This window comes from Enterococcus sp. DIV1090, assembly GCF_050537975.1.
In the GTDB taxonomy this organism is placed as follows: domain Bacteria; phylum Bacillota; class Bacilli; order Lactobacillales; family Enterococcaceae; genus Enterococcus; species Enterococcus faecalis.
In genome coordinates this window covers 2,121,221-2,146,546 of the sequence record NZ_CP172917.1, presented here as the reverse complement: position 1 = coordinate 2,146,546, position 25,326 = coordinate 2,121,221, and the positions used below count along the sequence as shown (strand labels likewise).

Annotated in this window: 25 protein-coding genes and 1 tRNA gene; 22 read left to right on the top strand and 4 right to left on the bottom strand. The window is 38.4% G+C overall.

The window, feature by feature from the left end; translation table 11 throughout:
- The first annotated feature begins 1 nt into the window (after position 1).
- The 11 genes from mocA to nifJ all read left to right on the top strand — a co-directional run bounded on the left by mocA (position 2) and on the right by nifJ (position 11,761).
- Entirely contained in the window at positions 2 to 583 is a 582-nt protein-coding gene (gene mocA, locus IGL48_RS10355; RefSeq protein ID WP_010824827.1) for a molybdenum cofactor cytidylyltransferase, read from the top strand.
- A 13-nt stretch (positions 584 to 596) separates the two neighbouring features.
- Positions 597 to 1,745: a selenocysteine lyase SclA gene (gene sclA, locus IGL48_RS10350; protein WP_010824826.1), complete on the top strand. Its 1,149-nt coding sequence runs from the start codon at positions 597 to 599 to the stop codon at positions 1,743 to 1,745.
- 15 nt (positions 1,746 to 1,760) lie between these two features.
- Positions 1,761 to 2,783: a selenide, water dikinase SelD gene (gene selD / locus IGL48_RS10345; protein ID WP_010824825.1), complete on the top strand. Its 1,023-nt coding sequence runs from the start codon at positions 1,761 to 1,763 to the stop codon at positions 2,781 to 2,783.
- A gap of 15 nt (positions 2,784 to 2,798) precedes the next feature.
- Complete coding sequence (gene yedF / locus IGL48_RS10340) at positions 2,799 to 3,386, top strand: sulfurtransferase-like selenium metabolism protein YedF (protein ID WP_002367122.1); 588 nt, start codon at positions 2,799 to 2,801, stop codon at positions 3,384 to 3,386.
- A 20-nt stretch (positions 3,387 to 3,406) separates the two neighbouring features.
- Complete coding sequence (locus tag IGL48_RS10335; protein WP_002367121.1) at positions 3,407 to 3,664, top strand: DUF3343 domain-containing protein; 258 nt, start codon at positions 3,407 to 3,409, stop codon at positions 3,662 to 3,664.
- Positions 3,652 to 4,407, top strand: coding sequence for a selenium cofactor biosynthesis protein YqeC (yqeC, locus tag IGL48_RS10330; RefSeq protein WP_002374270.1), 756 nt, complete (start codon positions 3,652 to 3,654; stop codon positions 4,405 to 4,407). Before IGL48_RS10335 ends, yqeC begins: the two co-directional genes overlap by 13 nt.
- Entirely contained in the window at positions 4,371 to 5,201 is an 831-nt protein-coding gene (gene yqeB / locus IGL48_RS10325; protein ID WP_010824824.1) for a selenium-dependent molybdenum cofactor biosynthesis protein YqeB, read from the top strand. The genes yqeC and yqeB overlap by 37 nt, the downstream gene beginning before the upstream one ends.
- A 235-nt stretch (positions 5,202 to 5,436) precedes the next feature.
- Positions 5,437 to 5,901: a flavodoxin gene (locus IGL48_RS10320; protein WP_002384174.1), complete on the top strand. Its 465-nt coding sequence runs from the start codon at positions 5,437 to 5,439 to the stop codon at positions 5,899 to 5,901.
- 37 nt (positions 5,902 to 5,938) lie between these two features.
- On the top strand, positions 5,939 to 6,796 hold the full coding sequence (locus IGL48_RS10315) for a sulfide/dihydroorotate dehydrogenase-like FAD/NAD-binding protein (RefSeq protein ID WP_002370486.1): 858 nt from the start codon (positions 5,939 to 5,941) through the stop codon (positions 6,794 to 6,796).
- Entirely contained in the window at positions 6,789 to 8,207 is a 1,419-nt protein-coding gene (gltA, locus tag IGL48_RS10310; RefSeq protein WP_002384176.1) for an NADPH-dependent glutamate synthase, read from the top strand. Before IGL48_RS10315 ends, gltA begins: the two co-directional genes overlap by 8 nt.
- Before the next feature lie 20 nt (positions 8,208 to 8,227).
- Positions 8,228 to 11,761 carry a pyruvate:ferredoxin (flavodoxin) oxidoreductase gene (gene nifJ, locus IGL48_RS10305; RefSeq protein WP_430601644.1) on the top strand — a complete coding sequence of 1,178 codons (3,534 nt, stop codon included), beginning with the start codon at positions 8,228 to 8,230 and terminating at the stop codon, positions 11,759 to 11,761.
- Between the two features lie 36 nt (positions 11,762 to 11,797).
- Here nifJ and IGL48_RS10300 read toward each other — a convergent pair whose 3' ends face one another.
- The gene (locus tag IGL48_RS10300) at positions 11,798 to 13,213 is read right to left on the bottom strand and encodes a Ktr system potassium uptake protein D (RefSeq protein ID WP_002385738.1); all 1,416 of its coding nucleotides are present in this window, start codon (positions 13,211 to 13,213) and stop codon (positions 11,798 to 11,800) included.
- 369 nt (positions 13,214 to 13,582) lie between these two features.
- On the opposite strand from IGL48_RS10300, the gene IGL48_RS10295 reads away from it, so the two are divergent.
- The 8 genes from IGL48_RS10295 (at position 13,583) to IGL48_RS10260 (ending at position 21,341) form a co-directional block, all read left to right on the top strand.
- Positions 13,583 to 15,100 carry a flavocytochrome c gene (locus IGL48_RS10295; protein WP_282852682.1) on the top strand — a complete coding sequence of 506 codons (1,518 nt, stop codon included), beginning with the start codon at positions 13,583 to 13,585 and terminating at the stop codon, positions 15,098 to 15,100.
- 226 nt (positions 15,101 to 15,326) lie between these two features.
- Positions 15,327 to 15,911: a thymidine kinase gene (locus tag IGL48_RS10290; RefSeq protein ID WP_002356618.1), complete on the top strand. Its 585-nt coding sequence runs from the start codon at positions 15,327 to 15,329 to the stop codon at positions 15,909 to 15,911.
- 11 nt (positions 15,912 to 15,922) lie between these two features.
- Positions 15,923 to 16,996, top strand: coding sequence for a peptide chain release factor 1 (gene prfA, locus IGL48_RS10285; protein ID WP_002384180.1), 1,074 nt, complete (start codon positions 15,923 to 15,925; stop codon positions 16,994 to 16,996).
- Positions 16,989 to 17,822, top strand: coding sequence for a peptide chain release factor N(5)-glutamine methyltransferase (prmC, locus tag IGL48_RS10280; RefSeq protein ID WP_002384181.1), 834 nt, complete (start codon positions 16,989 to 16,991; stop codon positions 17,820 to 17,822). The genes prfA and prmC overlap by 8 nt, the downstream gene beginning before the upstream one ends.
- Positions 17,823 to 17,865: 43 nt before the next feature.
- Entirely contained in the window at positions 17,866 to 18,888 is a 1,023-nt protein-coding gene (locus IGL48_RS10275; RefSeq protein WP_002384182.1) for an L-threonylcarbamoyladenylate synthase, read from the top strand.
- Positions 18,889 to 18,963: 75 nt separating this feature from the next.
- Positions 18,964 to 20,202 (top strand): serine hydroxymethyltransferase, encoded by a 1,239-nt coding sequence (gene glyA / locus IGL48_RS10270; RefSeq protein ID WP_002356623.1) that lies wholly within the window; start codon positions 18,964 to 18,966, stop codon positions 20,200 to 20,202.
- 131 nt (positions 20,203 to 20,333) lie between these two features.
- Positions 20,334 to 20,963 carry a uracil phosphoribosyltransferase gene (gene upp / locus IGL48_RS10265; protein WP_002356624.1) on the top strand — a complete coding sequence of 210 codons (630 nt, stop codon included), beginning with the start codon at positions 20,334 to 20,336 and terminating at the stop codon, positions 20,961 to 20,963.
- 105 nt (positions 20,964 to 21,068) lie between these two features.
- Positions 21,069 to 21,341: a membrane protein gene (locus IGL48_RS10260; RefSeq protein WP_002356625.1), complete on the top strand. Its 273-nt coding sequence runs from the start codon at positions 21,069 to 21,071 to the stop codon at positions 21,339 to 21,341.
- A gap of 73 nt (positions 21,342 to 21,414) precedes the next feature.
- On the opposite strand, the gene IGL48_RS10255 is transcribed toward IGL48_RS10260, so the two are convergent.
- Positions 21,415 to 21,651, bottom strand: a complete 237-nt coding sequence (locus IGL48_RS10255; protein ID WP_002381528.1) for a hypothetical protein — start codon at positions 21,649 to 21,651, stop codon at positions 21,415 to 21,417.
- Positions 21,652 to 21,809: 158 nt separating this feature from the next.
- On the opposite strand from IGL48_RS10255, the gene IGL48_RS10250 reads away from it, so the two are divergent.
- Positions 21,810 to 21,882, top strand: a tRNA-Thr gene (locus IGL48_RS10250).
- A 48-nt stretch (positions 21,883 to 21,930) separates the two neighbouring features.
- Here IGL48_RS10250 and IGL48_RS10245 read toward each other — a convergent pair.
- Together IGL48_RS10245 and IGL48_RS10240 are read right to left on the bottom strand one after the other, a co-directional pair.
- Entirely contained in the window at positions 21,931 to 22,257 is a 327-nt protein-coding gene (locus IGL48_RS10245; protein ID WP_002398013.1) for an AzlD domain-containing protein, read from the bottom strand.
- Positions 22,244 to 22,951 carry an AzlC family ABC transporter permease gene (locus IGL48_RS10240; RefSeq protein WP_002379698.1) on the bottom strand — a complete coding sequence of 236 codons (708 nt, stop codon included), beginning with the start codon at positions 22,949 to 22,951 and terminating at the stop codon, positions 22,244 to 22,246. Before IGL48_RS10240 ends, IGL48_RS10245 begins: the two co-directional genes overlap by 14 nt.
- A 213-nt stretch (positions 22,952 to 23,164) precedes the next feature.
- Here IGL48_RS10240 and IGL48_RS10235 point away from each other — a divergent pair, with 213 nt between their 5' ends.
- Entirely contained in the window at positions 23,165 to 23,716 is a 552-nt protein-coding gene (locus tag IGL48_RS10235; RefSeq protein ID WP_002384184.1) for a helix-turn-helix domain-containing protein, read from the top strand.
- Between the two features lie 112 nt (positions 23,717 to 23,828).
- The gene (locus IGL48_RS10230) at positions 23,829 to 25,160 is read left to right on the top strand and encodes a hypothetical protein (protein WP_002384185.1); all 1,332 of its coding nucleotides are present in this window, start codon (positions 23,829 to 23,831) and stop codon (positions 25,158 to 25,160) included.
- Positions 25,161 to 25,326: the final 166 nt, after the last annotated feature.

Sequence of the window (25,326 nt, the reverse complement as noted above, 5' to 3'; positions counted from 1 at the left end):
CATGTCACTCGTTAGTGTCATTATTCTAGCATCGGGCAATTCACAACGGATGGGCCAAAATAAATTGTTCTTAAAATATCAAGGAAAAACATTTTTAGAGCACACGTTAACCTTAGTGAATCAATTAGACGTATTAGAACGGATTTTAGTTGTTTCGCCTGAGAATCAGCCAGCGTTTCCTTTACCTAAGAACATTCAGTTGATTCTCAATCATCAATGGCAAGAAGGACAAAGTAGCAGTATTCGTTTAGGAACCGAACAAGCTCGGGGAGCTGGCTATTTATACTTACCTAGTGATCAACCATTGTTAACACCTAAAATGCTACAACCCGTGTTAGATAAATGTCAGAGAAATAAAATTGTAGTGCCATTACAAAAAGATGGCTGTCCTAGTAGTCCAGTATTATTCGGTAATCTATTTCGACAAGAACTATTAGCATTGACTGGTGAAAAAGGCGGACGCATGATTTATGAACGCTTTCCAGAAGCAGTTCAGATGCTGAGAATAGCGACTCCTGGCCGTTTGAAAGATATCGATACGCCAGAAGAGTACAGAAAATTAATTCAAGAAACCAATAGTTAGAGAGGAAAATCGTATGAAGGACTTGGTTTATTTAAATTATGCAGCGACTTCCTATAAAAAATTTCCAGCAACCATTGAGGCTTTGACTGCCTATTTAGCAGAAAATCAGTTCATGAATTACGGAAGAAATGCCCCTTTGCTTAGAGAGGGGCTTCCTCTTTTAGAGACACGTCAATTGTTAGCAGACTTTTTTCAGGCACCCAGTGCGGCTCAGATTACGTTTACGAATAACGCAACAACTTCCTTAAATCTTGCATTAGCGGGGATTTTACAACCTGGCGACCATGTGATTACGACTATGTTAGAACATCATGCAGTAGCTAGACCTCTTCACTTGCTTGAGAAAGAACGAGACATTTCAGTGACGTATGTTGCTTGTCAAAAAACTGGCCTATTAGATATAGAAGATATTCAGCGAGCCTGGCGAACGAATACAAAAGCCTTGGTGATGACACACGCATCCAATGTCTTAGGCACCATTTTACCCATTGAAGAATGTTTTCAATGGGCCCACCAGAAAGGATTACTAACTGTTTTGGATGCGGCTCAAACAGCGGGATTTTTACCAATAAAAATGACCCAGATGGCCATTGATGTGTTAGCCTTTACTGGACATAAAAGCTTATATGGATTAGCAGGTATTGGTGGGTTAGCTTTTAGTGAGCGAGGGGCTGAAGCGGTCAAACCACTGATGACGGGCGGCACTGGTAGCCATTCTAATTCCTTTGATCAACCCTCTTTTTTACCAGATAAATTTGAAGCTGGTACGTTAAACAGTTTAGGTATTCTAAGCTTAAATAGTTCTGTTAAAGAGTTGAATAAAATTGGTTTAGCAGCGATTCAAAAGCACGAACGAACCTTAATGCAGAATTTTTTAAATGGTTTATCAGGGTTACCTGTCACAATTTTAGGAACCAAGGACGTGGCACAAACTGTCCCTGTTGTTTCTATCACACTGTGGAATCAGGAAGAAACAGTGGTGGCACAGCAACTAGCAGAACAATATGGCATTATGACGCGCGCAGGTTTGCATTGTGCACCATTAGCCCATGAAACAGCTGGGACTTTAGCAACTGGCACCTTACGTTTTAGCTTTGGTTGGCAGACAACGCCTGAAGAAATTACTTGGACAATTCACGCTTTACAAGAACTACTAATTTGAGAAGGAGCGGACAGCATGGATTTTTTATCACAATGTACATCAGGTGGTTGCGGGGCAAAAATTGAATCCCGTGTACTGAACCAATTGTTGCAACACTTACCCGAAACACCGGCAAATGAGCGGCTACTCGTCGGGTTTGAACATGCCGACGACGCCGCGGTTTACCAAATAACGTCTGAAAAAGCTTTGATTTCAACGGTTGATTTTTTTTCACCAATGGTCAATGATCCGTTATCATTTGGAAAAATTGCGGTTGCTAATGCTTTAAGTGATGTCTATGCTATGGGCGGAACAGTCCTTTATGCGCTAAATCTTGTTTGTTTTCCACAAAAGATGTCAAAAGAATGGTTGGAACAAATGCTCTTGGGTGGCAGCTTAAAATTAAAGGAAGCGGGCGCTTTACTGGCGGGAGGTCATTCGATTTATGACCATGAACCCAAGTATGGCTTAGCGGTAACTGGAGAAGTTCATCCAGAAAATTTGTGGCATAATAATACGCCACAGGTGGGGGATGTCTTGATTTTAACTAAAGCATTAGGTGTAGGAATTATTCAAGCGGCTGTTCGGGGGCAATTGGCGAAGCAGACGGAACAAAAAATCGCACAAGATTCGATGGAACGTTTAAATAAATATGCCGCTGCAAATGCTCGATCCTACGCAGTACATGCTTGTACTGACGTGACTGGGTTTGGTCTATTAATTCATGCAAAAGAAATGGCTGATAATCAGGTAACGTTACTGATTGATACAGAAACATTACCAACCATTACAGGAGCGTTGGCCTACGCCGGAGAATGTTTAGTCACTGCAGCTGGGCAAAGAAACCGACAAACAATCGGAACGACAATCGATTATTCAAAAATTTCTATGGAAATGCAAGAACTTTTGTTTGATCCACAAACATCTGGCGGACTGTTAATTAGTGTCGCTGCTGATGAAGCGACAGCCTGTTTAGCAGCTATTCAAAAAGAGGACCCTGTTGCCAAAATTATTGGCGAGGTTCTGCCAAAAGAACAACAAGCAGTAGTACTTTTATAGAGAGAAGGGCCAAATATGAAATTAGTAGATGCATTGGGGAAACCTTGCCCAATACCTGTGATTGAAACAAAAAAAGCTTTGGCGGAGTTAGGTTTAGCTGGAGGCACTATCGAGGTTTTAGTCGATAACGAAGTAGCTGTTGAAAATTTGAAAAAATTAGCTGCTAAAAAACAGGCCACTTTGACTGCGAAGCAGATAGAAGCCACGGTTTTCTCTGTCAAAATTACGGTACCTGAAGAAGCGACGCAACAAACAAGTCAGTCAGCAACAGATTTAGTAATTACGATTGGCTCCGATCAATTAGGTACTGGAGACGAGCAGCTAGGACGACTGTTAATGAAAAGTTATCTTCAATCATTATCAGAAGCAGAAACTGTTCCTACACAGCTATTATTCTTTAATCGAGGGGCGTTTTTAACGAATCAAGCAGCGAATACCTTAGCTGATTTGCAACAATTAGCGGAGAAGGGAACCACGATTCAAACGTGTGGGGCCTGTTTAGATTTTTATCATTTAACAGACACCTTAGCTATCGGCTCTATTACTAATATGTACGAAATTGTTGAAACAATGAATCAAGCGGCTAAAGTAATTACGCTTTAACAAAAAAAGAAGGTGAAAAGATGGAGTATTTGCTAACCTTTCCGAATACACATTATGCTGTTCAGGCAGAACAAGTACTGTTGACAAGAAAGGTGGCTGTTCGCGTCTTTACTTTGCCACCATCATTGACGGATGGCTGTGGGATCGGTTTACTCATTAATGAAGCGGAAATAACTCACAGTGTATGTTTTTTAGAAGAAGCAAAAGTACGCGTAGCCTCTATTTTTTCTGTGAAAAATGACCTTGGGGAAAGGAGGTACCAACTGTGGAGTCCTTAAAAAAGTGTTTTGATTTACAAGGGAAGGAAATTGTGTCAATTGTTGGTAGTGGTGGGAAAACAAGCTTAATGTGGGCGCTAGCAAAAACATATCGAAAGGAAGCTGTTCTGGTTAGTACAACTACAAAAATTGGGTTTCCCCAACGTCAATTGTATGATTATTTTTATACAAACCATTTTGAAAAAATAACGCCGAATATCTGCGGAATCACTTTAGCAGGAACCGCTATCAACAATCAAACAAAACTAACAATGCCTGCAATGACTTCGCTTCAAACATTGTTTCAGTACTTCACGAAAGTTTTTTTAGAAGCGGATGGATCCAAGCAACGACCTTTGAAAGGCTGGTCCTCTTATGAACCCGTGATATTAAAAGAAACAACCACCACAATTGGTGTGCTTCCGATTTCTGTTATTGGTCAAAAGATAGATGAAACGACCATTCATCGGTTGCCGCTTTTTTTGGAATTAACCGATGCGCAACAACAAGAACCAATCACAGAAACATTGTTAGCTCAACTGATTGCTCATCCAAAAGGATTGTTTAAAGAGAGCCAAGGCAAACGAATTTTGTGTTTAAATCAAACCCATACGCGAAGAGAGTTTGTTCAAGCGATGAATGTCTGTCTTCAATTACCCAAAAGCTGTTTTGAAAAATTAGACAAGATTATTGCTTGCAATATGGAATTAGAGAAAGGACTTATTTTATGGGAGAAATCAGTCAAAACATCCAAGAAAAATTAGTGATTGTTCGCGGAGGGGGCGATCTAGCGACAGGCGTTATCCAAAAATTATGGCACGTTGGCTTTAAAATACTAGTATTAGAAACAGAATGTCCTCTGGCCATTCGGCGGACTGTTTCAGTTTGTGATTCTATTTTTCAGAAAGAACAAAGAGTGGAAGATTTGGTTGCTGTTCGAATTACTTCATTAAAGGATTGCGCGAAATGTTGGCAGCAAAATAAGCTGCCTGTTTTTGTCGATCAAACAGCAAGTGCTATTCAACAATTGAAACCACTGATTGTTATCGATGCGATTTTGGCTAAGAAAAATTTAGGTACGCATCGAGGAATGGCACCGATTACGATTGCTTTAGGACCAGGCTTTTCAGCACCGCAAGATGTCGATGTTGTGATTGAGACAATGCGTGGACATAGGTTGGGACGTTTATACTTTGAAGGAACAGCTTTACCTAATACAGGTATTCCAGGTGAAATTGGCGGAAAAAGTGCGGAACGAGTTGTCCATGCCCCGGCTTCAGGACAAGTTACCCACCTTAAAAACATAGGGGATCTCGTGTTGAAAGGGGAAGCATTATTTTTAATCGATCAGGTTCCAGTTTATTCGCCTCTGACAGGGACTTTGAGAGGATTGATTTCAGAAAAGGTAACCTGTTATCAAGGGTTGAAGTGTGCAGATGTAGATCCTCGACCAGTTGAGAAAGTCGATTGCTTGACGATCTCCGACAAAGCTCGTGCATTAGGGGGAGCGGTTTTAGAAGCAATTTTTATGATTGGAAGAAGGAAAAACGTTTTATAAAAAAGAACCTAAATAATATTTTTTTTACCTTAAAAATATTGTTAAAAAGGTTTGGAATGTGGTATAGTAAAGACGTAGTAAAAAATACTCTATCTCGAAAGGGGAAGAGTACATACTTATTTAGATTAGTTTGTGAATAAAATCATTTGTAAAAGTTATTTTTTTAGGAATTAATGTAAGGGGTTACAATTGCATTTGAATGCATTGAAATATTTAGGAAAAAGAAAGGAAATGAATGAAGATGGCACTAGTAAAAATTGTTTATGCAAGTATGACTGGAAACACAGAAGAAATTTCCGAGATTTTGGAAGAACAGTTTCAAGAAGCTGGAGTTGAAGTAGAACGTGAAGAGTGTTCAGAAGTTGATGTAGACTTCTTTGATGATGCAGATGCTTGTATTATCGCAACGTATACTTATGGTGATGGGGAACTGCCTTTTGAATTTGAAGATTTCTTTGATGAATTAACTGAAAAGGATTTAACAGGTAAGCCATTTGGCGTTGTTGGTTCCGGTGATCGTGAATATGGTGAATTTTTCTGTAAATCAGCGCATGATTTTGTAGGAGCTTTTGAAAAAGCTGGTGCTAAAAAAGTAGCTGAAACAGTTGAAATTGAAAACAATGCAGAAGAAGAAGACATCGAAATGCTAAAAACATTTGTTAAAAGTGTTGCCACAACTTTATCTGATAGCGTTGCCTAAAGGTTTAAGAAAGTAGGAGTCAGAATGAAAAGGAATGATGAAGGTAGGTATTTCAATGTTTAATATTCTTCAGTCGACTCAATTATCTAGTAATACATTTGACTTTTGGCTGGAAGCGCCAAGAATAGCGACACATGCTCAGGCTGGACAGTTTGTTATTTTAAGAATTGACGAAAAGGGAGAACGGATTCCCTTAACGATTGCGGAGACAAATCCACAAGCAGGCAGTATTCGAATTATTTTCCAAGTAATCGGTAAGACAACAGCTGCACTTTCCCAACTTAAAACTTCCGACTCTTTGTTAGATGTCACTGGACCTTTAGGTATGCCCACAGAAGTGAAGCAATATGGAACGGTGATGGTTGTCGGTGGCGGGGTTGGTATCGCGGCTATTTATCCAATTATCAAGGCTTTAAAAGAAGCAGGCAACCGAGTGATTACGATTTTGGGAGCACGAACAGCTGAGTTAGTTCTGTTACAAGAAGAATGCCGTCGTTATTCAGATGAGCTAATCATTACAACGGATGATGGTTCATTAGGTAAAAAGGGTTTAGTAACAGAAGCGATGGAAGAAGTTATTGCACGTGAATCTGTAGCGTGCAGTTGGGCGATTGGGCCCAGCATCATGATGAAATTTTGTACCTTGACAGCTGAAAAACATCAATTACCAATTTATGTTTCCTTGAATCCTATTATGATTGACGGAACAGGCATGTGTGGCGGTTGTCGGGTCACTGTTGATGGCACCATGAAATTTGCCTGTGTTGATGGACCTGAGTTTAAAGGCAATGAAGTAAATTGGGATGAATTCATTAATCGAATGAAGCAATATCAGGAAGAAGAAGCAGTTTGCTTTACAGATCGTTTGAAAGAGCAGGTGGAGAAAAATGGCTAGAAAAAGTCGTATAAAAACACCGATTGCGGAACAAGCACCTACTATCAGAAAGAATAATTTTGAAGAGGTTTGCTTAGGCTATACATTAGCAGAAGGGCAAGAAGAAGCGATTCGCTGTTTACAATGTAAAAATGCACCTTGTATTGCTAAATGCCCCGTGATGATTGATATTCCTGGATTTATTTTAGCTATTCGTGAAGGAAACATGGAACAAGCAGCCAATATTTTAAGTAAATATACGAATTTACCTGCTATTTGTGGACGCGTTTGTCCGCAAGAGAAACAATGTGAACAAGTTTGTAAATTAGGGAAAGCCAAAAACTTTGAACCAGTGGCAATTGGCAAATTAGAACGTTTAGTTGCCGATTGGGCATTAGAAAATCACATGTTTCCAAAAAAAACAGCGGAACCAACAAAAGGGAAAATCGCAGTGGTCGGTTCTGGTCCTTCTGGGTTAACAGTTGCGGGGGATTTGGCAAAGCTCGGCTACGAAGTAATTATTTTTGAAGCGCTTCATGAAGCTGGTGGCGTATTAACCTATGGCATACCTGAATTTCGATTACCGAAAAAAATTGTTAAACAAGAAATTGCGAGTATTGAAGCCTTAGGTGTAACAATAGAAACCAATGTGGTAGTAGGTAAAACGATTACGATGGAAGAAATAATGTCAGAGTTTGATGCCTGTTATCTATCGGTTGGTGCAGGGGCACCAAATTTTATGGGAATCCCAGGAACTAGTTTAAATGGGGTTTATTCTTCTAGTGAATTTTTAACACGAATCAATTTAATGCATAGCTATGAGTTTCCAGAATATGATACACCGATTAAACGTGCTAAAAATGTTGTTGTGATTGGCGGCGGGAATGTTGCAATGGATGCCGCTCGTTCAGCCAAACGATTAGGCGCTGAAAATGTGAACATTGTGTATCGTCGTTCGTTAGAAGAATTACCAGCAAGAATTGAAGAATACCACCATTCCCTTGAAGAAGGAATTAACTATTATTGGTTAACGAATCCAATTGCTTATTTAGATGACCAACAAGGAAATCTAGCCGGTGTTGAATGTATCAAAATGGTTTTAGGTGAACCAGATGTGTCTGGAAGACGACGGCCAGAACCGGTTCCAGACAGCACGTTTACCATTCCTGCTGATGCAGTAATCGAGGCAATTGGCCAAGGGGCAAATCGAGTTTTGTTATCAACATATCCAGAAATAGAACTAAACCAATGGGGTTACATTCAAGCTGATCCTAAAACAGGAGCAACCTCAATACCTGGCGTTTTTGCCGGGGGCGATATAGTCACAGGTGCTGCCACCGTTATTTTAGCGATGGGCGCTGGGAAAATCGCAGCTAATGCAATTGATCAGTATGTCAAAACACAAAAAACAACAGTCACAAGCAATGTTTAGGAAAGATAAAAGGTGAAAAAATGAAAAAAACAATGGATGGAAACACCGCAGCGGCTTATATTTCATATGCGTTTACAGAAGTTGCCGCTATTTATCCTATCACACCAAGTTCAACAATGGCTGAGTTGGTAGATGAATGGGCGGAAAGTGGTTTAAAAAATATTTATGGTCAAAAAGTTCAAGTTATTGAAATGCAATCAGAAGCTGGGGCAGCGGGAGTAGTTCATGGTTCGTTAAAAACAGGTGCGTTAACCACTACTTATACTGCTTCACAAGGTTTACTGTTGATGATTCCCAATATGTATAAAATCGCAGGAGAATTGCTACCTTCTGTGTTCCACGTGGCGGCTCGGGCAGTAACGACAAGTGCATTGAGTATTTTTGGTGACCATGGCGATGTGATGGCTACCCGCCAAACAGGTTTTTGTATGTTAGCAGAATCGAGTGTCCAAGAAGTAATGGATTTGTCGGCAGTTGCTCATTTAGCTAGCTTAGAAGGTAGTTTACCTTTTGTAAACTTTTTTGATGGTTTTAGAACGAGCCATGAACTACAAAAAATCGAAGTGATTGATTATGATGACCTGAAAGAAATGGTGAATCAGGAAGCTGTAACTCGTTTTAGAATGGGAGGCATGAATCCTAATCATCCCACTGTTTCAGGGACCGCTCAAAATCCTGACATTCATTTTCAACAAAGAGAAACAGTCAATAAAAATTACGAAGAAATGCCAAAAATTGTTCAAAAATACATGAAAAAAATTAACAATCTTCGTGGAACAACGTATGATTTAACCGATTATTATGGGGTTGAAGATGCAACAGAAGTCATTATTTCAATGGGGTCGGCTTCACCAGTAATCAAACAAACAGTCGATTATCTCAATCAACAAGGACGCAAAGTTGGTTTTATCAATATTCATTTATATCGTCCATTTCCTACCGAAAACCTTCTTGAAAAATTACCAGCTACAGTAGAAAAGGTTGCGGTTTTAGATCGAACAAAAGAATCAGGAGCCGAAGGGGAACCGTTATTGCTAGATGTTCAAAGCGCTCTCTATCAACATGAAAATCGTCCAATTGTGATTGGTGGACGTTATGGGTTAGGTTCTAAAGACGTAGCGCCTAATCAAATTAAAGCGATCTATGACCATTTGTTATTGCCATTTAAAGAATTAAAACAACGCTTTACGGTAGGGATCGTTGATGATGTAACCTATCAATCATTGCCAGAAGAACCTACTTTAGATTTAACGCCAGATACTACCTTCCAAGCAAAATTTTGGGGCTTTGGTTCTGACGGAACTGTGGGAGCAAACAAGCAAGCGATTAAAATTATCGGAGATCATACCGACCTTTATGCACAAGCTTACTTTAGTTATGATTCTAAAAAATCAGGCGGTTTAACCGTTTCGCATCTGCGTTTTGGTAAAGAGCCAATTACTTCCACGTATTTAATTGAACAAGCAGATTTCATCGCTTGTCATAATGCTTCCTATTTGCATAAATACGACCTGTTAAAAGGTTTAAAAGATGGCGGAACGTTTTTACTGAATACTATTTGGGATCAAGAAAAGGTTCATCGTTTATTACCGGCTAAGTTAAAAAAATATATTGGGGAGCACCAAATCAAATTTTATATTATCAATGCGGTTGAGTTAGCTCGCAAAGTAGTCTTAGGCCGTCGGATCAATACAGTGATGTCTACTGCCTTTTTTGAAGTAACAGATATTTTAACGAAAGAGCAATATTTACCGTTACTTAAAGAAGAAGTGAAAAAGACTTATGGAAAAAAATCAATGGAAATTGTTGAAAAAAATTACCAAGCGATTGATGCTACTTTTGAATCGCTGCAAGAAATCGTAGTTCCAGAAGATTGGGCAACCATTGTTTTAGAACCAGAAAATCAAGAGTCGGAAGCTCCAGCTTTTGTGACAAATATTTTAGAACCAATCAATCGTCAAGAAGGGGATCAGCTGACCGTTTCAGATTTGATTGAAAACGGAATGAAGGGCGGTGCCATTCCTATGGGCACTGCGGCTTATGAAAAACGTGGCATTGCGTTAGAAGTGCCTGAGTGGCAAATGGATAAGTGTACGATGTGTAATGAATGTGCCTTTGTTTGTCCACATGCGGCTATTCGACCGTTTTTAGCGGATGAAGAAGAACTGAAAGAAGCACCTGCAGGTTTTGCCATGCGCGAAATGCGTGGCACAGATGGGTTGATGTATCGTATCCAAGTTTCTTTAGAAGACTGTACAGGTTGTGGTCTTTGTGTTCAGGCATGTCCCGTGAAAGACAAGGCGATTTTAATGAAACCTTATGAAACTCAGAAAGAGCAAGCGATGAATTGGGCCTTTGCGATGACTCTTAAACAAAAAGCCAACCCAGTCAAAAAACTTTCTGTTAAAGGTTCCCAATTTAACCAGCCATTGATGGAATTTTCAGGTGCTTGTGAAGGCTGTGGCGAAACACCTTATATTAAGTTGTTGACGCAACTATTTGGTGATCGAATGATGATTGCTAACGCAACAGGCTGTTCATCAATTTGGGGTGGTTCGTCACCGGTGACGCCTTATACAACGAACGAATGTGGCCAAGGACCAGCTTGGAGTAATTCGCTGTTTGAAGATAATGCGGAATATGGTTATGGTATGTATATTGCCAATCGAACGAAACGTCAACATTTAGCTAGTCTGGTTGAAGAAAGTCTTGCTAAAAACGTCGGATCAGATTCACTTCAAGCCTTGTTAAATGATTGGTTGGAACACATGGCTGAAGGAGAAGGAACACAACAGCGAGCCACCAAACTAGCGGCAGCATTAAGTGAAGAAGCCGATGAAGATCCACTTTTAACAAAAATTTACGAACAAAAAGATTTACTAGTGAAAACGAGTCAATGGATTGTCGGCGGCGATGGCTGGGCCTATGATATCGGGTTTAGCGGCATTGATCATGTTCTTGCTAGTGGGGAAGATGTTAATATTTTTGTTATGGATAACGAAGTGTATGCCAATACAGGCGGACAAACATCTAAAGCTACACCAGCTTCAGCCATTGCCAAATTCTCAGCGGGTGGGAAACATACCTCTAAAAAAGATTTAGGGATGATGGCAATCACTTATGGGAATGTCTATGTTGCACAAGTGGCTTTAGGCGCAAACTCAATGCAAACGATTAAAGCAATTGACGAAGCGGAGCGGTACCTAGGCCCATCAATTATCATTGGTTATACCCCATGTATTAATCACGGGGTCAAAGGTGGAATGGTTCGGACGTTAGATCAAGCCAAAGAAGCCGTTGAATCTGGCTATTGGCCACTTTATCGCTATAATCCAGAGTTAGTTAAGAAAGGCAAAGATCCGATGGTCATTGACTACAAGAAAACAGATTTTGACAAAATGCGTGATTTCCTTGAAAAACAAACACGTTACTCTGCGTTGCATACAATTAAAGAGAATCAAGAAGTAGTCGAACATTTACTTGATAAAACTAAAGAAGATGCAATTGAACGCTCTGAAAGTTATAACAAACTAGCCACACATATGAAAAAATAAAAAAACAAAGCCTCTTCCTTGAGAGGCTTTGTTTTTTTATCCAATAATAATTTTTTCTGAAGGGTATTCGTAGCCTAAGTCACGTGTTTCTTTTGGTACAAAAATCATTAAGGTATAAAGCATACCAATACGTCCAATAAACATTAATAAGGCAATCATTAATTTACCTACTGTTGTTAAATCGTCTGTAATGCCCAAAGAAAGACCGGTTGTCCCAAAGGCAGAAGCGACTTCCACAATGATTGAAATCAAGGGCAGATTTTCAGTTGCTGACAAAAAGACGACAGCGAAAAAGCACATAATCAAAGATAACATGAAGACGACAATCGATTTTTTGACATCATCGTCATCTATTTTACGGCTAAAGACGCTAATATCATCTTCACTTTTTAAAAAGGCTAACAAATACAAGCCAATAATCGCAACAGTCGTTGTTCGAACACCACCACCAACAGAGCTAGGACTACAACCAATAAACATTAACACAGAGAAAATAATCAATGTTGTAATTTGGAAGTCCCCTAAATCATTAATTTGGAGGCCAGCGTTTCGTGTAGTCATCGAATAAAACATCGAACTTACCCAACGGCCACTTTCATTCATTGTCAAAAATAGGTGATCTTTTTCTAATAAGTAAATCAAAATAGTCCCACCAATAAACAGAACAATAAACGCTAGCAAAGCAATTTTACTAAACAATGAGAAGCGGAAAGGCAAGCCTCGTTTCTTCTTACGAAAGTTCTTTTTCTTAAAATGTAACCACTCATGAATTTCCAGTAAAACGGGAAATCCAATTCCGCCGATAAAAATTAAGAACATAATTGCCAGTAAAAAGAGATAATCATGAGCAAAAGGAATAATTGAATCACCTGAAATATCAAAGCCTGAATTAGTCACTGCAGAAATAGCTTGATAAAATCCATAAAATATCGCATCTCGCCAGTTTGTATAATAACCACTTATATAAAAATAAAGCGAAAAGAGCGAGCCGAAGATTACTTGGAACCAAATTAAAATCAAAAAAGTGGTGCGGATCAGTCGAACAATTCCGCTCAGTCGTGGCTGATTCATGTCAGTCATAATTAACTGACGTTGCTTTAATGTGATGCGCCGTTTTGATAAAATAAAAAAGACCGTTGAAATCATCATAATCCCTAAGCCACCAACTTGGAAAAGAACCTCCAATAAGACAATCCCACGATCATTAAAAACCGAATTAATATCGACTGTGGTGAGTCCAGTAACACTGACTGTACTGATTGCTAAGAAAAATAAATCAATAAAAGGAACATGCGAGTCAGGTTCTCTGAAAATAGGGAGGCAAAACAATAAATAAGAAATAACCGTCATTAATATGTAATAAGCGACGATGATTTGAATAGATGAAAAATTTTTGCGAATAAATCGATCGCTTTTTCGCTGTGCCAGCCACAGCAAACGTGTATGGTTCACTAGATAACCTCCCAATTCTAATTAAACTAAGTATACCAAAACTTTTCGCCTCAAACGAATAATTCTGCCAGAAAATCCTTGAAATGACAAATAAAAATAAGAAATTCGTTAGAAATAATTGGAAAACATCCACAAACAAGCGAGAACATGATATTTTATGAAAGAATAGAAAAATAGGTTGTTCCCCAAACAACTTATTAATAATTGGTCAGTTTGTCTAACGATACAACTTTAAAAAGTAGTGGTAGCTTTTTTATTTCGGTTGATATGTGAATGTGTTCACTTTATGTAACAAACTGTTATTTTTATTCAAATGAAAAATAAAAAATTGTGTTGGTAGAAATCAATAGTTTATAAGGTGGGAAAACAATGAAAAAAGTGTTAATGGGAGTTCTTTCCCTAGGGTTATTATTAGGTGCAGCAACAGGTTGTACAAGCGATCAAGAAAAAGCCGCTGGTAAAACAAAAGCATCTTCTGAAAAAACAGAAGCAACATCTGGTGCCTCTGCTAATGGTTATACAGATCCAAGTGAACTAAAAGACAGTTATGATGTTGTTATTGTTGGTTCAGGTGGTGCGGGGATGACCGCTGCATTACAAGCCAAAGAAGCTGGCATGAATCCAGTTATTTTAGAAAAAATGCCTGTTGCAGGTGGGAATACAATTAAATCGTCTTCAGGAATGAATGCTTCACAAACAAAATTCCAAGAAAAAGAAGGCATTAAAGATAGCAACGATAAATTCTTTGAAGAAACACTAAAAGGTGGTAAAGGAACCAACGATCAAGAATTACTACGTTATTTTGTTGGTCATTCAGCTGAAGCAATTGATTGGTTAGATACAAAAGGAATTACATTGAGCAATTTAACGATTACAGGTGGAATGAGCGAAAAACGCACACACCGACCTGCTGACGGATCAGCAATTGGGAGCTATCTAGTTGACGGTTTAGTACGTAACGTTCGCGAAGAAAAAATTCCATTGTTTGTTGATGCTGACGTGACAGACTTAGTTGAAGAAAACGGTCAAATCGATGGCGTAAAAGTGAAAATGAAAGATGATAAAGAAAAAACAGTTAAAGCAAAAGCAGTCGTTGTCACAACAGGTGGTTTCGGTGCCAACGAAAAATTAATTACACAATACAAACCAGAATTGAAAAACTATGTTACAACGAACCAAGAAGGCACAACAGGTGACGGTATCCAAATGATTCAAAAAGTTGGCGGTGCGTTAGTGGATATGAAAGAAATTCAAATTCACCCAACTGTTCAACAAAGCGATGCTTTCTTAATTGGTGAAGCAGTTCGTGGAGAAGGCGCAATCTTGGCTTCTCAAAAAGGAGAACGTTTTGTTAATGAGTTAGATACACGTGACAAAGTTTCTGCAGCAATCAATGCCTTACCAGAAAAATCAGCTTATTTAGTCTTTGACCAAGGCGTTCGCGACCGTGCAAAAGCCATTGATTTCTATGATCAAAAAGGTTTCGTGGAAAAAGGTGAAACGATTGAAGAATTAGCTGAAAAAATTGGCATGCCTGCCGATACATTGAAAGCAACGATTGATACTTGGAACCAAGATGTTAATGCCAAAGATGACAAACAATTTGGCCGGACAACTGGCATGGAAGCTGACTTAAGCACAGCGCCTTACTACGCAATTAAAATTGCACCAGGGATTCACCACACAATGGGTGGCGTGAAAATCAACACGAAAACAGAAGTTTTACGTGAAGATGGCACACCAATTAAAGGTCTATATGCTGCTGGTGAATTAACAGGTGGCTTACATGGTCAAAACCGTATCGGAGGCAATGCCATCGCCGATATTATCATTTATGGTCGTCAAGCAGGTACGCAATCAGCAGAATTTGCCTCTGCTCAAAAATAACTAGCATTAAAAAGTCTGAAATTGTAGTCAAATAACTACAATTTCGGGCTTTTTTATTGCATACTAGCAGGATCATTAGTTGGAGCATAAAAAGCCCTGCTAAAATGACTTTGGCGTAGATTCTGTTTTTTTCAGAAAAATGCACGACCATTTTAGCTAAAAATACTGCTTTTTTGCTGAAAATATAGTAAAATACGTAAGGAACTAACGGAAAGGTGTAGTGAACATGGCTCAATTATTTTTCAAGTATGGCGCAATGAACAGTGGTAAAACCATTGAAATCTTAAAAGTAGCACACAATTACGAAGAACAAGACAAACCAGTTGTTTTGATGACCAGTGGACTAGATACACGTGATGGTGTCGGGAAAGTATCCAGTCGCATCGGATTACGCAGAGATGCTATTCCAATTTTTGAAGAAACCAATGTCTTTGACTTGATTAATGATTTGTCTTACAAACCTTTTTGCGTATTAGTCGATGAATGTCAATTTTTAAACAAGCATCATGTCATTGAATTTGCACGAATTGTTGACGAATTAGATATTCCAGTAATGGCATTTGGGCTAAAGAATGATTTTAGAAATGAATTATTTGAAGGCTCAAAGTATTTACTTTTATATGCAGACAAATTAGAAGAATTAAAAACGATTTGCTGGTTCTGTCATAAAAAAGCAACTATGAACTTGCACTATATTGATGGCAAACCCGTTTATGAAGGGGATCAAGTCCAAATTGGTGGGAATGAAGCCTACTATCCTGTTTGTCGCAAACATTATTTTCATCCAAAAACAGTGAATGAAGAACAGTAAGGAGAGACACTATGTACGATCAATTACAATCTATTGAAGATCGCTATGAGGAATTGGGCGAATTATTAAGTGACCCAGCAGTCATTAGTGATACAAAACGTTTCATGGAATTATCGAAGGAAGAAGCTAATACACGTGAGACGGTTGAGGTTTATCGCCGATATAAACAAGTTGTTGAAGGGATTAGCGATGCCGAAGAACTTTTAAGTGAAAACTTAGATGCGGAAATGGCCGAAATGGCGAAAGAAGAACTTTCTGATTTGAAAAAAGAAAAAGAAGTGTTAGAAGACCGCATTAAAATTTTATTATTACCAAAAGACCCAAATGATGATAAAAATATCATCATGGAAATCCGTGGTGCAGCCGGTGGCGATGAAGCCGCACTTTTTGCTGGCGACTTATTTAATATGTACCAGAAATATGCAGAAGCACAAGGGTGGAAAGTGGAAGTTTTAGAAGCGAACGTCACTGGAATCGGTGGATATAAAGAAGTAATTATGATGATTTCAGGAGATAACGTCTTTTCAAAATTAAAATATGAAAGTGGCGCTCACCGCGTGCAACGAGTTCCTTCAACAGAATCACAAGGACGGATTCATACATCGACAGCAACCGTTGTAGTTATGCCAGAAGCCGAAGAAGTCGAAATCGAATTAGCTGATAAAGATATCCGTGTCGATATTTATCATGCAAGTGGCGCTGGTGGACAGCACGTCAATAAAACCGCTTCGGCTGTTCGTTTAACCCATTTACCAACAGGAATCGTGGTCGCAATGCAAGATGAACGTTCACAGCTAAAAAACCGTGAAAAAGCAATGAAAGTTTTGCGTGCTCGTGTGTATGACCAAATTCAACAAGAAGCACAAAGTGAATATGATGCTAACCGTAAATCGGCGGTGGGGACCGGAGATCGTTCAGAACGAATCAGAACGTATAACTTCCCACAAAATCGAGTAACGGATCATCGTATTGGTTTAACCATCCAAAAACTAGACCAGATTCTTGCTGGTAAATTAGATGAAATCATTGATGCATTAGTCTTATATGATCAAACATCGAAATTAGAAGAGATGCAAAATGGCTAAACGTTACTTTGAAGTCCTTAACTGGGCTTCTTCTTTTTTAGAGGCGCAAGGCAAAGAAGGCTATGCTATTCACTATGTTTTTTTAGAACGTAAAGGTTGGGATAAAACGCAGTGGCTCCTGCATATGCAAGAAGAAATGCCTAAAGAAGAAGAGGAACAATTAAAAACGGATTTAGCCCAATTATTGACAGATTACCCAGCACAATATTTACTAGGACAAGCTGAATTTTATGGACATTCCTTTATTGTTAATGAACATACTTTGATTCCTAGGCCAGAAACAGAAGAATTAGTCGAGCGTTGCTTAAAAGCCAACCCAGATACTCCTTTGACGGTCGTGGATGTCGGAACAGGGACAGGTGTCATTGCGATTAGCTTGAAACTGGCACGGCCCAACTGGCGAGTTATTGCCATTGATCTTTCAGAGGAAGCGTTGACTGTCGCTAAACAAAACGCGAAAGTATTAGGTGCTGACATCGAATTTTATCATGGGAATGGCTTACAGCCAGTTGCTTCTGAAAAAATTGATCTGCTTATTTCTAATCCGCCCTATATTAGTGAACAAGAATGGCATTTAATGGATGCAAGTGTCCGAACGTATGAACCTAAAACCGCTTTATTCGCTGAAAATAACGGTTTGGCTTTATACCAACAATTAATTCATGAAAGTCAAACGATGCTTAAAGCAGACGGTAAAATTTATTTTGAAATAGGGTTTCAACAAGGCGCGGCCCTCCAAGAATTATTGAGCGCCGCCTATCCACAAAAAACAATTAAAATTGAAAAAGATTTATCTGGCAACGATCGCCTCGCGATAGCCGAGTAACTAAGGTTCTTCGTCGCCACTTTTCTAGAAGGAGCGATTTGCAATGGAAACAAAAAAATTAACCAAACAAGAAATAGCCCAAGCAGCAGCAGCCATTCAAGCAGGCGAGCTAGTGGCTTTTCCAACAGAAACTGTTTATGGCTTAGGTGCCGATGCCTTAAATGAAGCGGCAGTAAAAAAAGTTTACCAAGTAAAAGGCCGCCCCAGTGATAATCCATTGATTGTTCATGTGAACAACGTTGAGATGGTCAAAAAATACGTGGCGACCTTACCAGAAGTCGCTACAAAATTGGTGTCTGCCTTTTGGCCGGGACCATTAACTTTAATTTTTAATGTGCCTAGCGATACATTTTCTAAAACAGTAACAGGTGGTTTAGAGACAGTCGCTTTTCGTATGCCAGATAACCAAGCGACCTTAGCTTTGATTGAACAAGCCAATGTTCCATTGGTCGGACCAAGTGCGAACACTTCTGGTAAGCCTAGTCCAACATCTGCAGAGCATGTTTATCATGATTTGCAGGGGAAAATTGCTGCCATATTAGATGATGGCCCAACGCAGATTGGGGTGGAGTCAACGGTCTTAGATTTAACGGCGGAAGATGGTGTGCCAGTTATTTTACGACCAGGAGCAATTACCAAAGAGCAGTTGGAAAGCATTATTCCTCAAGTGAAAATCGATACACATTTGATTAGTGAAACTGCAGCACCCAAAGCGCCAGGGATGAAATACAAACACTATTCTCCTGATGCGGAAGTTTGGATTATAAGCGGTCAAACAGCAGAATGGCAAGCGGCGATTCAGCAAGCAAAAGAACAACAGGAAAAAATCGGCTTATTTTTAAGTGATAAACAGGCAGCACAACTAGATACAGAAAATGTATTTGTTTATTCTTATGGTGCAGAAACGGTTGAAAATGCCACAAAAGAACTATTTGCAGGGTTAAGAGCGTTAGATGAGCAAGGAGCTACCACGATTTTTGCGCAAGGATTTGCAGAAACTGGTTTAGGCACTGCTTACATGAATCGCTTGAAAAAATCAGCTAATCAAAAATTTTTTGAAAAATAAGAGGTATTTGTAACGAAGCTGACACAGAAGTATGATACAATCAGACAAAAGAAAACAAAATGGAGTGTTGTTTGAATGGATTACAAAACGTATGACCCAGATTTATGGAATGCAATTGCAAGAGAAGAAGAGCGCCAAGAAAATAACTTGGAACTAATCGCATCTGAGAATGTTGTGTCAAAAGCAGTTATGGCTGCCCAAGGAAGTATTTTAACGAATAAATACGCAGAAGGTTACCCTGGCAAACGGTACTATGGTGGTTGTGAATTTATCGATATCGTAGAAAATTTAGCTATCGATCGTGCCAAAGAATTATTTGGTGCAAAATTCGCGAATGTACAAGCCCATTCAGGTTCTCAAGCCAATACAGCGGCATACCTTTCATTGGTTGAACCAGGTGATACCATTTTGGGGATGGATTTATCAGCTGGTGGTCACTTAACACATGGTTCGCCCGTTAACTTTAGTGGCAAAACCTATAATTTTGTCAGTTATGGAGTGGATCCTTCAACAGAAGTAATCGATTACGATGTCGTGCGAATTTTAGCAAGAGAACATCGTCCAAAACTAATCGTTGCAGGCGCAAGTGCGTATTCACGAACGATTGACTTCAAACGTTTCCGTGAAATCGCTGATGAAGTAGATGCCAAGTTAATGGTTGATATGGCGCATATTGCAGGCTTGGTAGCTTCAGGGTTGCACCCAAATCCAGTTCCGTATGCTGATATCGTAACAAGTACGACCCATAAAACATTGCGTGGTCCTCGTGGCGGTTTAATTTTGACAAATAGCGAAGAATTGGCGAAAAAAGTAAATAGTAGTATTTTCCCAGGCATTCAAGGTGGCCCGTTGGAACATGTGATTGCCGGAAAAGCCGCAGCTTTTAAAGAAGCATTGGATCCAAGTTTTGCTGAATATAGTCAGCAAGTGATTGCAAATGCGCAAGCGATGACGAAAGTTTTCAATCAAGCGCCAGAAGCTCGTTTAATTAGTGGGGCAACAGACAACCACTTATTACTGATTGAAGTGACAGGTTTTGGTTTAAATGGAAAAGAAGCAGAAGCTATTTTAGATAGTGTAAATATTACTGTCAATAAAAATTCAATTCCGTTTGAACAATTAAGTCCATTTAAAACAAGTGGTATCCGTATTGGAACGCCTGCGATTACTTCACGTGGTTTTAAAGAAGAAGATGCGGTAGAAGTTGCTAAATTAATCGTTCAAGTCTTAAAAGATCCAGAAAATACAGCAGTTCATGATGAAGTCAAAGCAGCTGTAGCAGCGCTAACTAAAAAATATCCATTATATAACTAACATCAGGGATAGCTGAAGCGCGATTCTCTGTACAAATAAGAGTCGGAGCTTAGGATTTAAGGAATTCAACTTGTGTCCTAGGCTCTTTTGTTTTACAATAAGAAAGAATAAAATAATGAAGGAGAATAGATATGGGAAAATTTCAAGTAATTGATCATCCGCTAATTCAACACAAACTAACAATGATTCGCGAAAAGAACTGTGGGACAAAGGTTTTCCGCGAAGTTGTCAACGAAATTGCTATGTTAATGGCTTATGAAGTATCACGGGATATGCCTTTAGAGGATGTTGTCATCGAAACACCGATGGGTAAATCAACACAAAAAACACTTTCAGGGAAAAAAGTAGCAATCATTCCTATTTTACGTGCCGGCATTGGCATGGTTGATGGGATTTTAGAATTAATTCCAGCAGCGAAAGTTGGACACGTTGGACTTTACCGTGATGAAGAAACGTTGCAACCACATGAATACTTCGTGAAATTACCTGAAGACATTGCAAGTCGTCAATTATTTGTTGTTGACCCAATGCTAGCAACAGGTGGTTCCGCAATTATGGCCATCGATTCATTAAAAGAACGTGGTGCTAGCAACATTAAATTTGTATGTCTAGTGGCCGTTCCAGAAGGTGTGAAAGCTTTACAAGAAGCGCACCCAGATGTAGATATTTATACAGCAGCTTTAGATGAGCGCTTAAACGAAGACGGCTATATCGTTCCTGGTTTAGGGGATGCTGGTGACCGTTTATTCGGAACAAAATAATAACAAAAAACCGTTAGATAACCGATTATGGTTACTAACGGTTTTCTTTTGCTTAAAGAACTTTTCTAGGTGTATAATAAAAAATAAAAAAACAAAGGAGGAGCTATGAAAAAGAATAAAAAAGTCTTACACGCTATCGCTGTGATTGCTAGTGTGATGTCAGTTTTGATGTATGTTTCATATATTCCACAAATTTATGGAAATTTACATGGGGAAAAAGGCAATCCGACGCAACCATTAGTGGCAATGATTAATTGTATTTTTTGGACGATTCATGGGTTATATGGAGACGATGGAGAAACACGAGATAAGTCCATTATTTTTGCTAATGTTCCCGGAATTATTTTTGGTTTTTTTGCTTTTATTACAGCATTATAGTTTCCGACGAATTGGAAAGTATTCCAATTCTGTACATAAAAAAGAGCGGGGGAAATTTCCCACGCTTGAAGAATTAAATCTTTTTCAATTGTTTGTAATTAATAACAATCACACCATTGCTATGCACCATTAAGTGATTGTTTTTTTGCGTTTCGTCAATTTCGACGACAGCGGCATTTTTTAATTGTTTCGTAACAACGCCTGTTTGTGGCTGTCCGTGAACAAGAAAAGTAACATGGGTGTCAACGGCGAAATCCTTACCAGCATCCGATGGAACAACAGGAGTAACCATACCATTAAAATTTGACATACAAAAAACCATCCTTTCTTGATATCTCTATTATACCACATTTTCAGAAAAAAGTTTGTAAAGTCGCTATTTGGCTTATTTTAAAGAGATTTTGTATAAATAAATAACAAACAGACTTTACAAATAAAGTAGAAAGTCCTATAATAGATTTGTTTCAGGCCAGCTTAGCTCAGTTGGTAGAGCAACGCACTCGTAACGCGTAGGTCACAGGTTCGATCCCTGCAGCTGGCATCTAAAAAACAGACAGGCACTACCATCTGGTAGTGCCTGTCTGTTTTTTTAGATGAAATTTTGGATTAGTGCAAATGAAGCAATGCCTACCAGTACAATAATCAATAAGTTTTTAGAGAGTATTGCGGCTAAAATGGTAGGAAATGAAGCGAATAAATAAGGAAGATTGAGGCTTGGTAAATGCCCTATTCTTTGTTCAAATAAGCTACTAAACCATAAGGCGGACATAATCACAATGGGAACAAAACTTAGATATTCTAATAATTTCTGCGGCAGACTGATTTTTTTTAAAAGTAAAAATGGCAGTATTCTTGAAAGCCAGGTTGCAACGGTACAGCCTAAAATTGTTAAAAAGAGATACTCAGAAGAAGGCATGTTTTATCATCACTCCTATTCCACAACCGATTAACGTGACAACTAAGACAATTAAATTACTGGGAATAAAAATTAGACCAATAGACATCAACCCAAAAGTAATCAGGACCATGATGAGTTGTAAAGCAATTTTCATGGAACGATCACTAATTATCTGCAGATAGAGTAAACCAATGAACATAGCCACGACCGCAAACTCAAGACCTAATGCTTGAGGATTTGCAATAAAGCGCCCTAGATAGGCACCGATGATCGTCGAAAAAAACCAAGTCGCATAGGAAATCAAATTGGCAGCATTAAACCACTCAAAACTTAAACGTCCTTTGGTGTGGTTTAATTTATTCATTCCTAGTGCAAAACTTTCATCCGTCAGTAAGGTTCCCAACCAGAGATTTTTACCGAGAGATTCGGCTTTAAAGTAAGGCGCAATGGTCATTCCCATAAGAATCATACGCGCATTTACTAAGAAAGTCGCTAACACAATAGATAAGATAGGGCTGCCACCAGTCAACATACTAACTGTTACAAACTGAGCAGATCCTGCAAAAATAAAAAACGACATCGCACTAACAATAAGAGGGGAAAAACCTGCTGCTTGTCCTACGATACCAAAAGCAATGCCAATACCAATATAGCCAAAAACCGTTGGCAAGGCTTCACGAATGCCAGTGCGTGCATCTAATTGGTGGTTCATTCTCTTTTTTTCCTTCTTTCTGTATAAAATTTAAACACGTGTGTCTGAAAATCTAGACCTTCGATAATGAGACACAACGAGCGAATGAGCGTTTTCATTATTAACCACTCCTTTTGAACAACTAAGATATATATTGTATAATACAATAAAGAATACTTTTGTTCAATATATTAAACTTTTAGATAATAAAAAGAAACAGAAGGAGCAACTATTTTGGAGATTAATACAATTATTGGCAATAATTTAAAAAAAATTAGACAAGAAAAAAAACTTACGTTAGATGAACTAGCTGGGATAACCGGAGTGAGTAAAGGGATGCTTTCGCAGATTGAAAAAGGAACCACTAATCCTACCATAAATACAATTTGGAAAATAAGTAATGGACTCAATGTTCCGTATACGTATTTATTAGAAGATGACTATGTTAAAGAAAATCCCGTGGTAAAAAAAACTGAGACGGTAACACAACATTCTGAAGATCACTCCTATCGAGTCTTTAATTACTACTCAGACAACCAGGAAAGAAATTTTGAACTCTTTCAGTTTGAATTAGATCCAGGGAAAAAGTATCAAGCTGTTGGGCATTCAAAACGTTCGACAGAATATGTCATGGTTATTCAAGGAACATTAGCTATTGAAGTGGGCGGTCAGAGATATCTTCTTCCAAAAGACGCTGCTATGTATTTTGATGCTAATCAAGTACACACGTATATAAATAACGGAACAGAGAAAGTCCAAGCAGTCGTCATTAACTATTATACGTAACAGTGGAAAATAGACATTAGGAAATTGCTACATCTGTTATTTTATGGACAAAAAAAGTAAACAATGCTACCCTAAAAATAATAGAAAATGAAAGATAAAAGAAGAGGTCAAAATGAATAAAAAAATTGAAAGTCTTGGTAATACAGCATTAAGTTTACTAAGTAATACGATTATTGTTGTGCCTTATTTACTTTACATTCAATTGAGTGATGGACACAACCTTCTAACAATTTTACCATTTGTCTTATTTTATACATTGCGTATGACAGGCATTTTTCTGGTTCGAGGAATTAATTTGTCTTTAACTAGTCTAGGTCTACTAAAGATTTCTCTATTGTTAGGCTTGGCAGGCTCCTTAATTGGGATCGCCGGCGCTTTTTCTTTCCCGCTTTATAGTATTTCAGGAATGTTGTTAGGACTTAGTGGGGCGTTGTTGCCACCAAGTAATCAATCAATTCGCTTTTTCTTGAAAGAAGAAGGTCAAAAAATTAGTCACAGCAATCTTTTAACGACAGTCTTATTGACCGCTGTTTTATTTGGCGCTTTATTTTTTAAAGCGACTGAGATTGGACTGGCGTTATTGGTGTACGCGCTCTATTTTCTGGTTGCTTTAGTAGCAATCAAGAGCTATCCTGTTTCATTAAACGAGCTAGAAGAAGAATCAGCAGAAGTTTCACGAAAAGAATTAATTCTGTTTGTTATCTTTTTTGTGTTATTACTTTTATTAAGAAGTGGTCGCTTATTAACGAATGCGGTGGAATTTGATTATGCGATTGTTGGCGCCTGCTGTTTCTTTGTGGTGGCTGTCCTTTTCGTTAGTCATTATGGCAAACGCGGCGCATATAAAGTATCATTAGAAATGAATCTTGCGACCTTGATTAACGGGATTGTGGGGAACTATTTATTTTTATTTGGTTCCATTTATGTTGCAGGGGTTTACGGCAGAGCTCATATGGGCATCTATCTCTATTTACCTTATGTTTTAGGGATGATTTTTGCAATGATTGCAGCTAGTAAAACGAAACAATGGTCAAACAACATACCAATGATTGGTCTGGCGGGAAGTTTGGGAATATTACTTCTTACTTCGTGGACTATTTTAGGCCTGTTTCTCTTGAGTTTTTTCAAAAGCACATTGAACAGCTTTTTAGCTAGGCGATATTATCAAGAGACAGATTTGCCTAAAGATAGCCGCATCCTTATCAAATATACAACACAAACAAAAGGGAGTTTATTCCATCAATTTATTTTGATGGCGCTTATGTTAGTCACTGTAGTAGGCAAAGGTGGTACGACACAATTTTTATTAGAATTGACTGGCGGCAAAGGCATTTCAATGCAAACAAGTCAATTTTTAACTTTCATTAAAAATAGTAACTCGCTCTTAGTGTTATTGTTTATTGCAGTTTATTTCGTGGTCGTTTTTCGCCAAAAGAAACGATAATTTACAAATATTCATAAAAAAATACTTGGAAAAACAGTGATTGTGGCTGATTTTCCAAGTATTTTTTTATGAAAAGCTGTTTTTTTTTTTCGAAGATTCAAAAAAAATTAATCAATTGTTTCATTTTTAACAAGCTATTATTAGGTTATATGAATTTTATTGAAAG

Excerpts from the sequence above, each read along its gene's own strand:
- IGL48_RS10230 (WP_002384185.1), top strand. The coding sequence starts at position 23,829 with ATGAATAAAAAAATTGAAAGTCTTGGTAATACAGCATTAAGTTTACTA.
- IGL48_RS10260 (WP_002356625.1), top strand. The coding sequence starts at position 21,069 with ATGAAAAAGAATAAAAAAGTCTTACACGCTATCGCTGTGATTGCTAGT.
- nifJ (WP_430601644.1), top strand. The coding sequence starts at position 8,228 with ATGAAAAAAACAATGGATGGAAACACCGCAGCGGCTTATATTTCATAT.
- yqeB (WP_010824824.1), top strand. The coding sequence starts at position 4,371 with ATGGGAGAAATCAGTCAAAACATCCAAGAAAAATTAGTGATTGTTCGC.
- IGL48_RS10275 (WP_002384182.1), top strand. The coding sequence starts at position 17,866 with ATGGAAACAAAAAAATTAACCAAACAAGAAATAGCCCAAGCAGCAGCA.
- glyA (WP_002356623.1), top strand. The coding sequence starts at position 18,964 with ATGGATTACAAAACGTATGACCCAGATTTATGGAATGCAATTGCAAGA.
- IGL48_RS10255 (WP_002381528.1), bottom strand. The coding sequence starts at position 21,651 with ATGTCAAATTTTAATGGTATGGTTACTCCTGTTGTTCCATCGGATGCT.
- IGL48_RS10315 (WP_002370486.1), top strand. The coding sequence starts at position 5,939 with ATGAAGGTAGGTATTTCAATGTTTAATATTCTTCAGTCGACTCAATTA.
- IGL48_RS10295 (WP_282852682.1), top strand. The coding sequence starts at position 13,583 with ATGAAAAAAGTGTTAATGGGAGTTCTTTCCCTAGGGTTATTATTAGGT.
- mocA (WP_010824827.1), top strand. The coding sequence starts at position 2 with ATGTCACTCGTTAGTGTCATTATTCTAGCATCGGGCAATTCACAACGG.
- IGL48_RS10335 (WP_002367121.1), top strand. The coding sequence starts at position 3,407 with ATGGAGTATTTGCTAACCTTTCCGAATACACATTATGCTGTTCAGGCA.
- prmC (WP_002384181.1), top strand. The coding sequence starts at position 16,989 with ATGGCTAAACGTTACTTTGAAGTCCTTAACTGGGCTTCTTCTTTTTTA.
- gltA (WP_002384176.1), top strand. The coding sequence starts at position 6,789 with ATGGCTAGAAAAAGTCGTATAAAAACACCGATTGCGGAACAAGCACCT.
- IGL48_RS10245 (WP_002398013.1), bottom strand. The coding sequence starts at position 22,257 with ATGCCTTCTTCTGAGTATCTCTTTTTAACAATTTTAGGCTGTACCGTT.
- upp (WP_002356624.1), top strand. The coding sequence starts at position 20,334 with ATGGGAAAATTTCAAGTAATTGATCATCCGCTAATTCAACACAAACTA.
- prfA (WP_002384180.1), top strand. The coding sequence starts at position 15,923 with ATGTACGATCAATTACAATCTATTGAAGATCGCTATGAGGAATTGGGC.
- selD (WP_010824825.1), top strand. The coding sequence starts at position 1,761 with ATGGATTTTTTATCACAATGTACATCAGGTGGTTGCGGGGCAAAAATT.
- IGL48_RS10240 (WP_002379698.1), bottom strand. The coding sequence starts at position 22,951 with ATGAACCACCAATTAGATGCACGCACTGGCATTCGTGAAGCCTTGCCA.
- yedF (WP_002367122.1), top strand. The coding sequence starts at position 2,799 with ATGAAATTAGTAGATGCATTGGGGAAACCTTGCCCAATACCTGTGATT.
- sclA (WP_010824826.1), top strand. The coding sequence starts at position 597 with ATGAAGGACTTGGTTTATTTAAATTATGCAGCGACTTCCTATAAAAAA.
- IGL48_RS10290 (WP_002356618.1), top strand. The coding sequence starts at position 15,327 with ATGGCTCAATTATTTTTCAAGTATGGCGCAATGAACAGTGGTAAAACC.
- IGL48_RS10320 (WP_002384174.1), top strand. The coding sequence starts at position 5,437 with ATGAAGATGGCACTAGTAAAAATTGTTTATGCAAGTATGACTGGAAAC.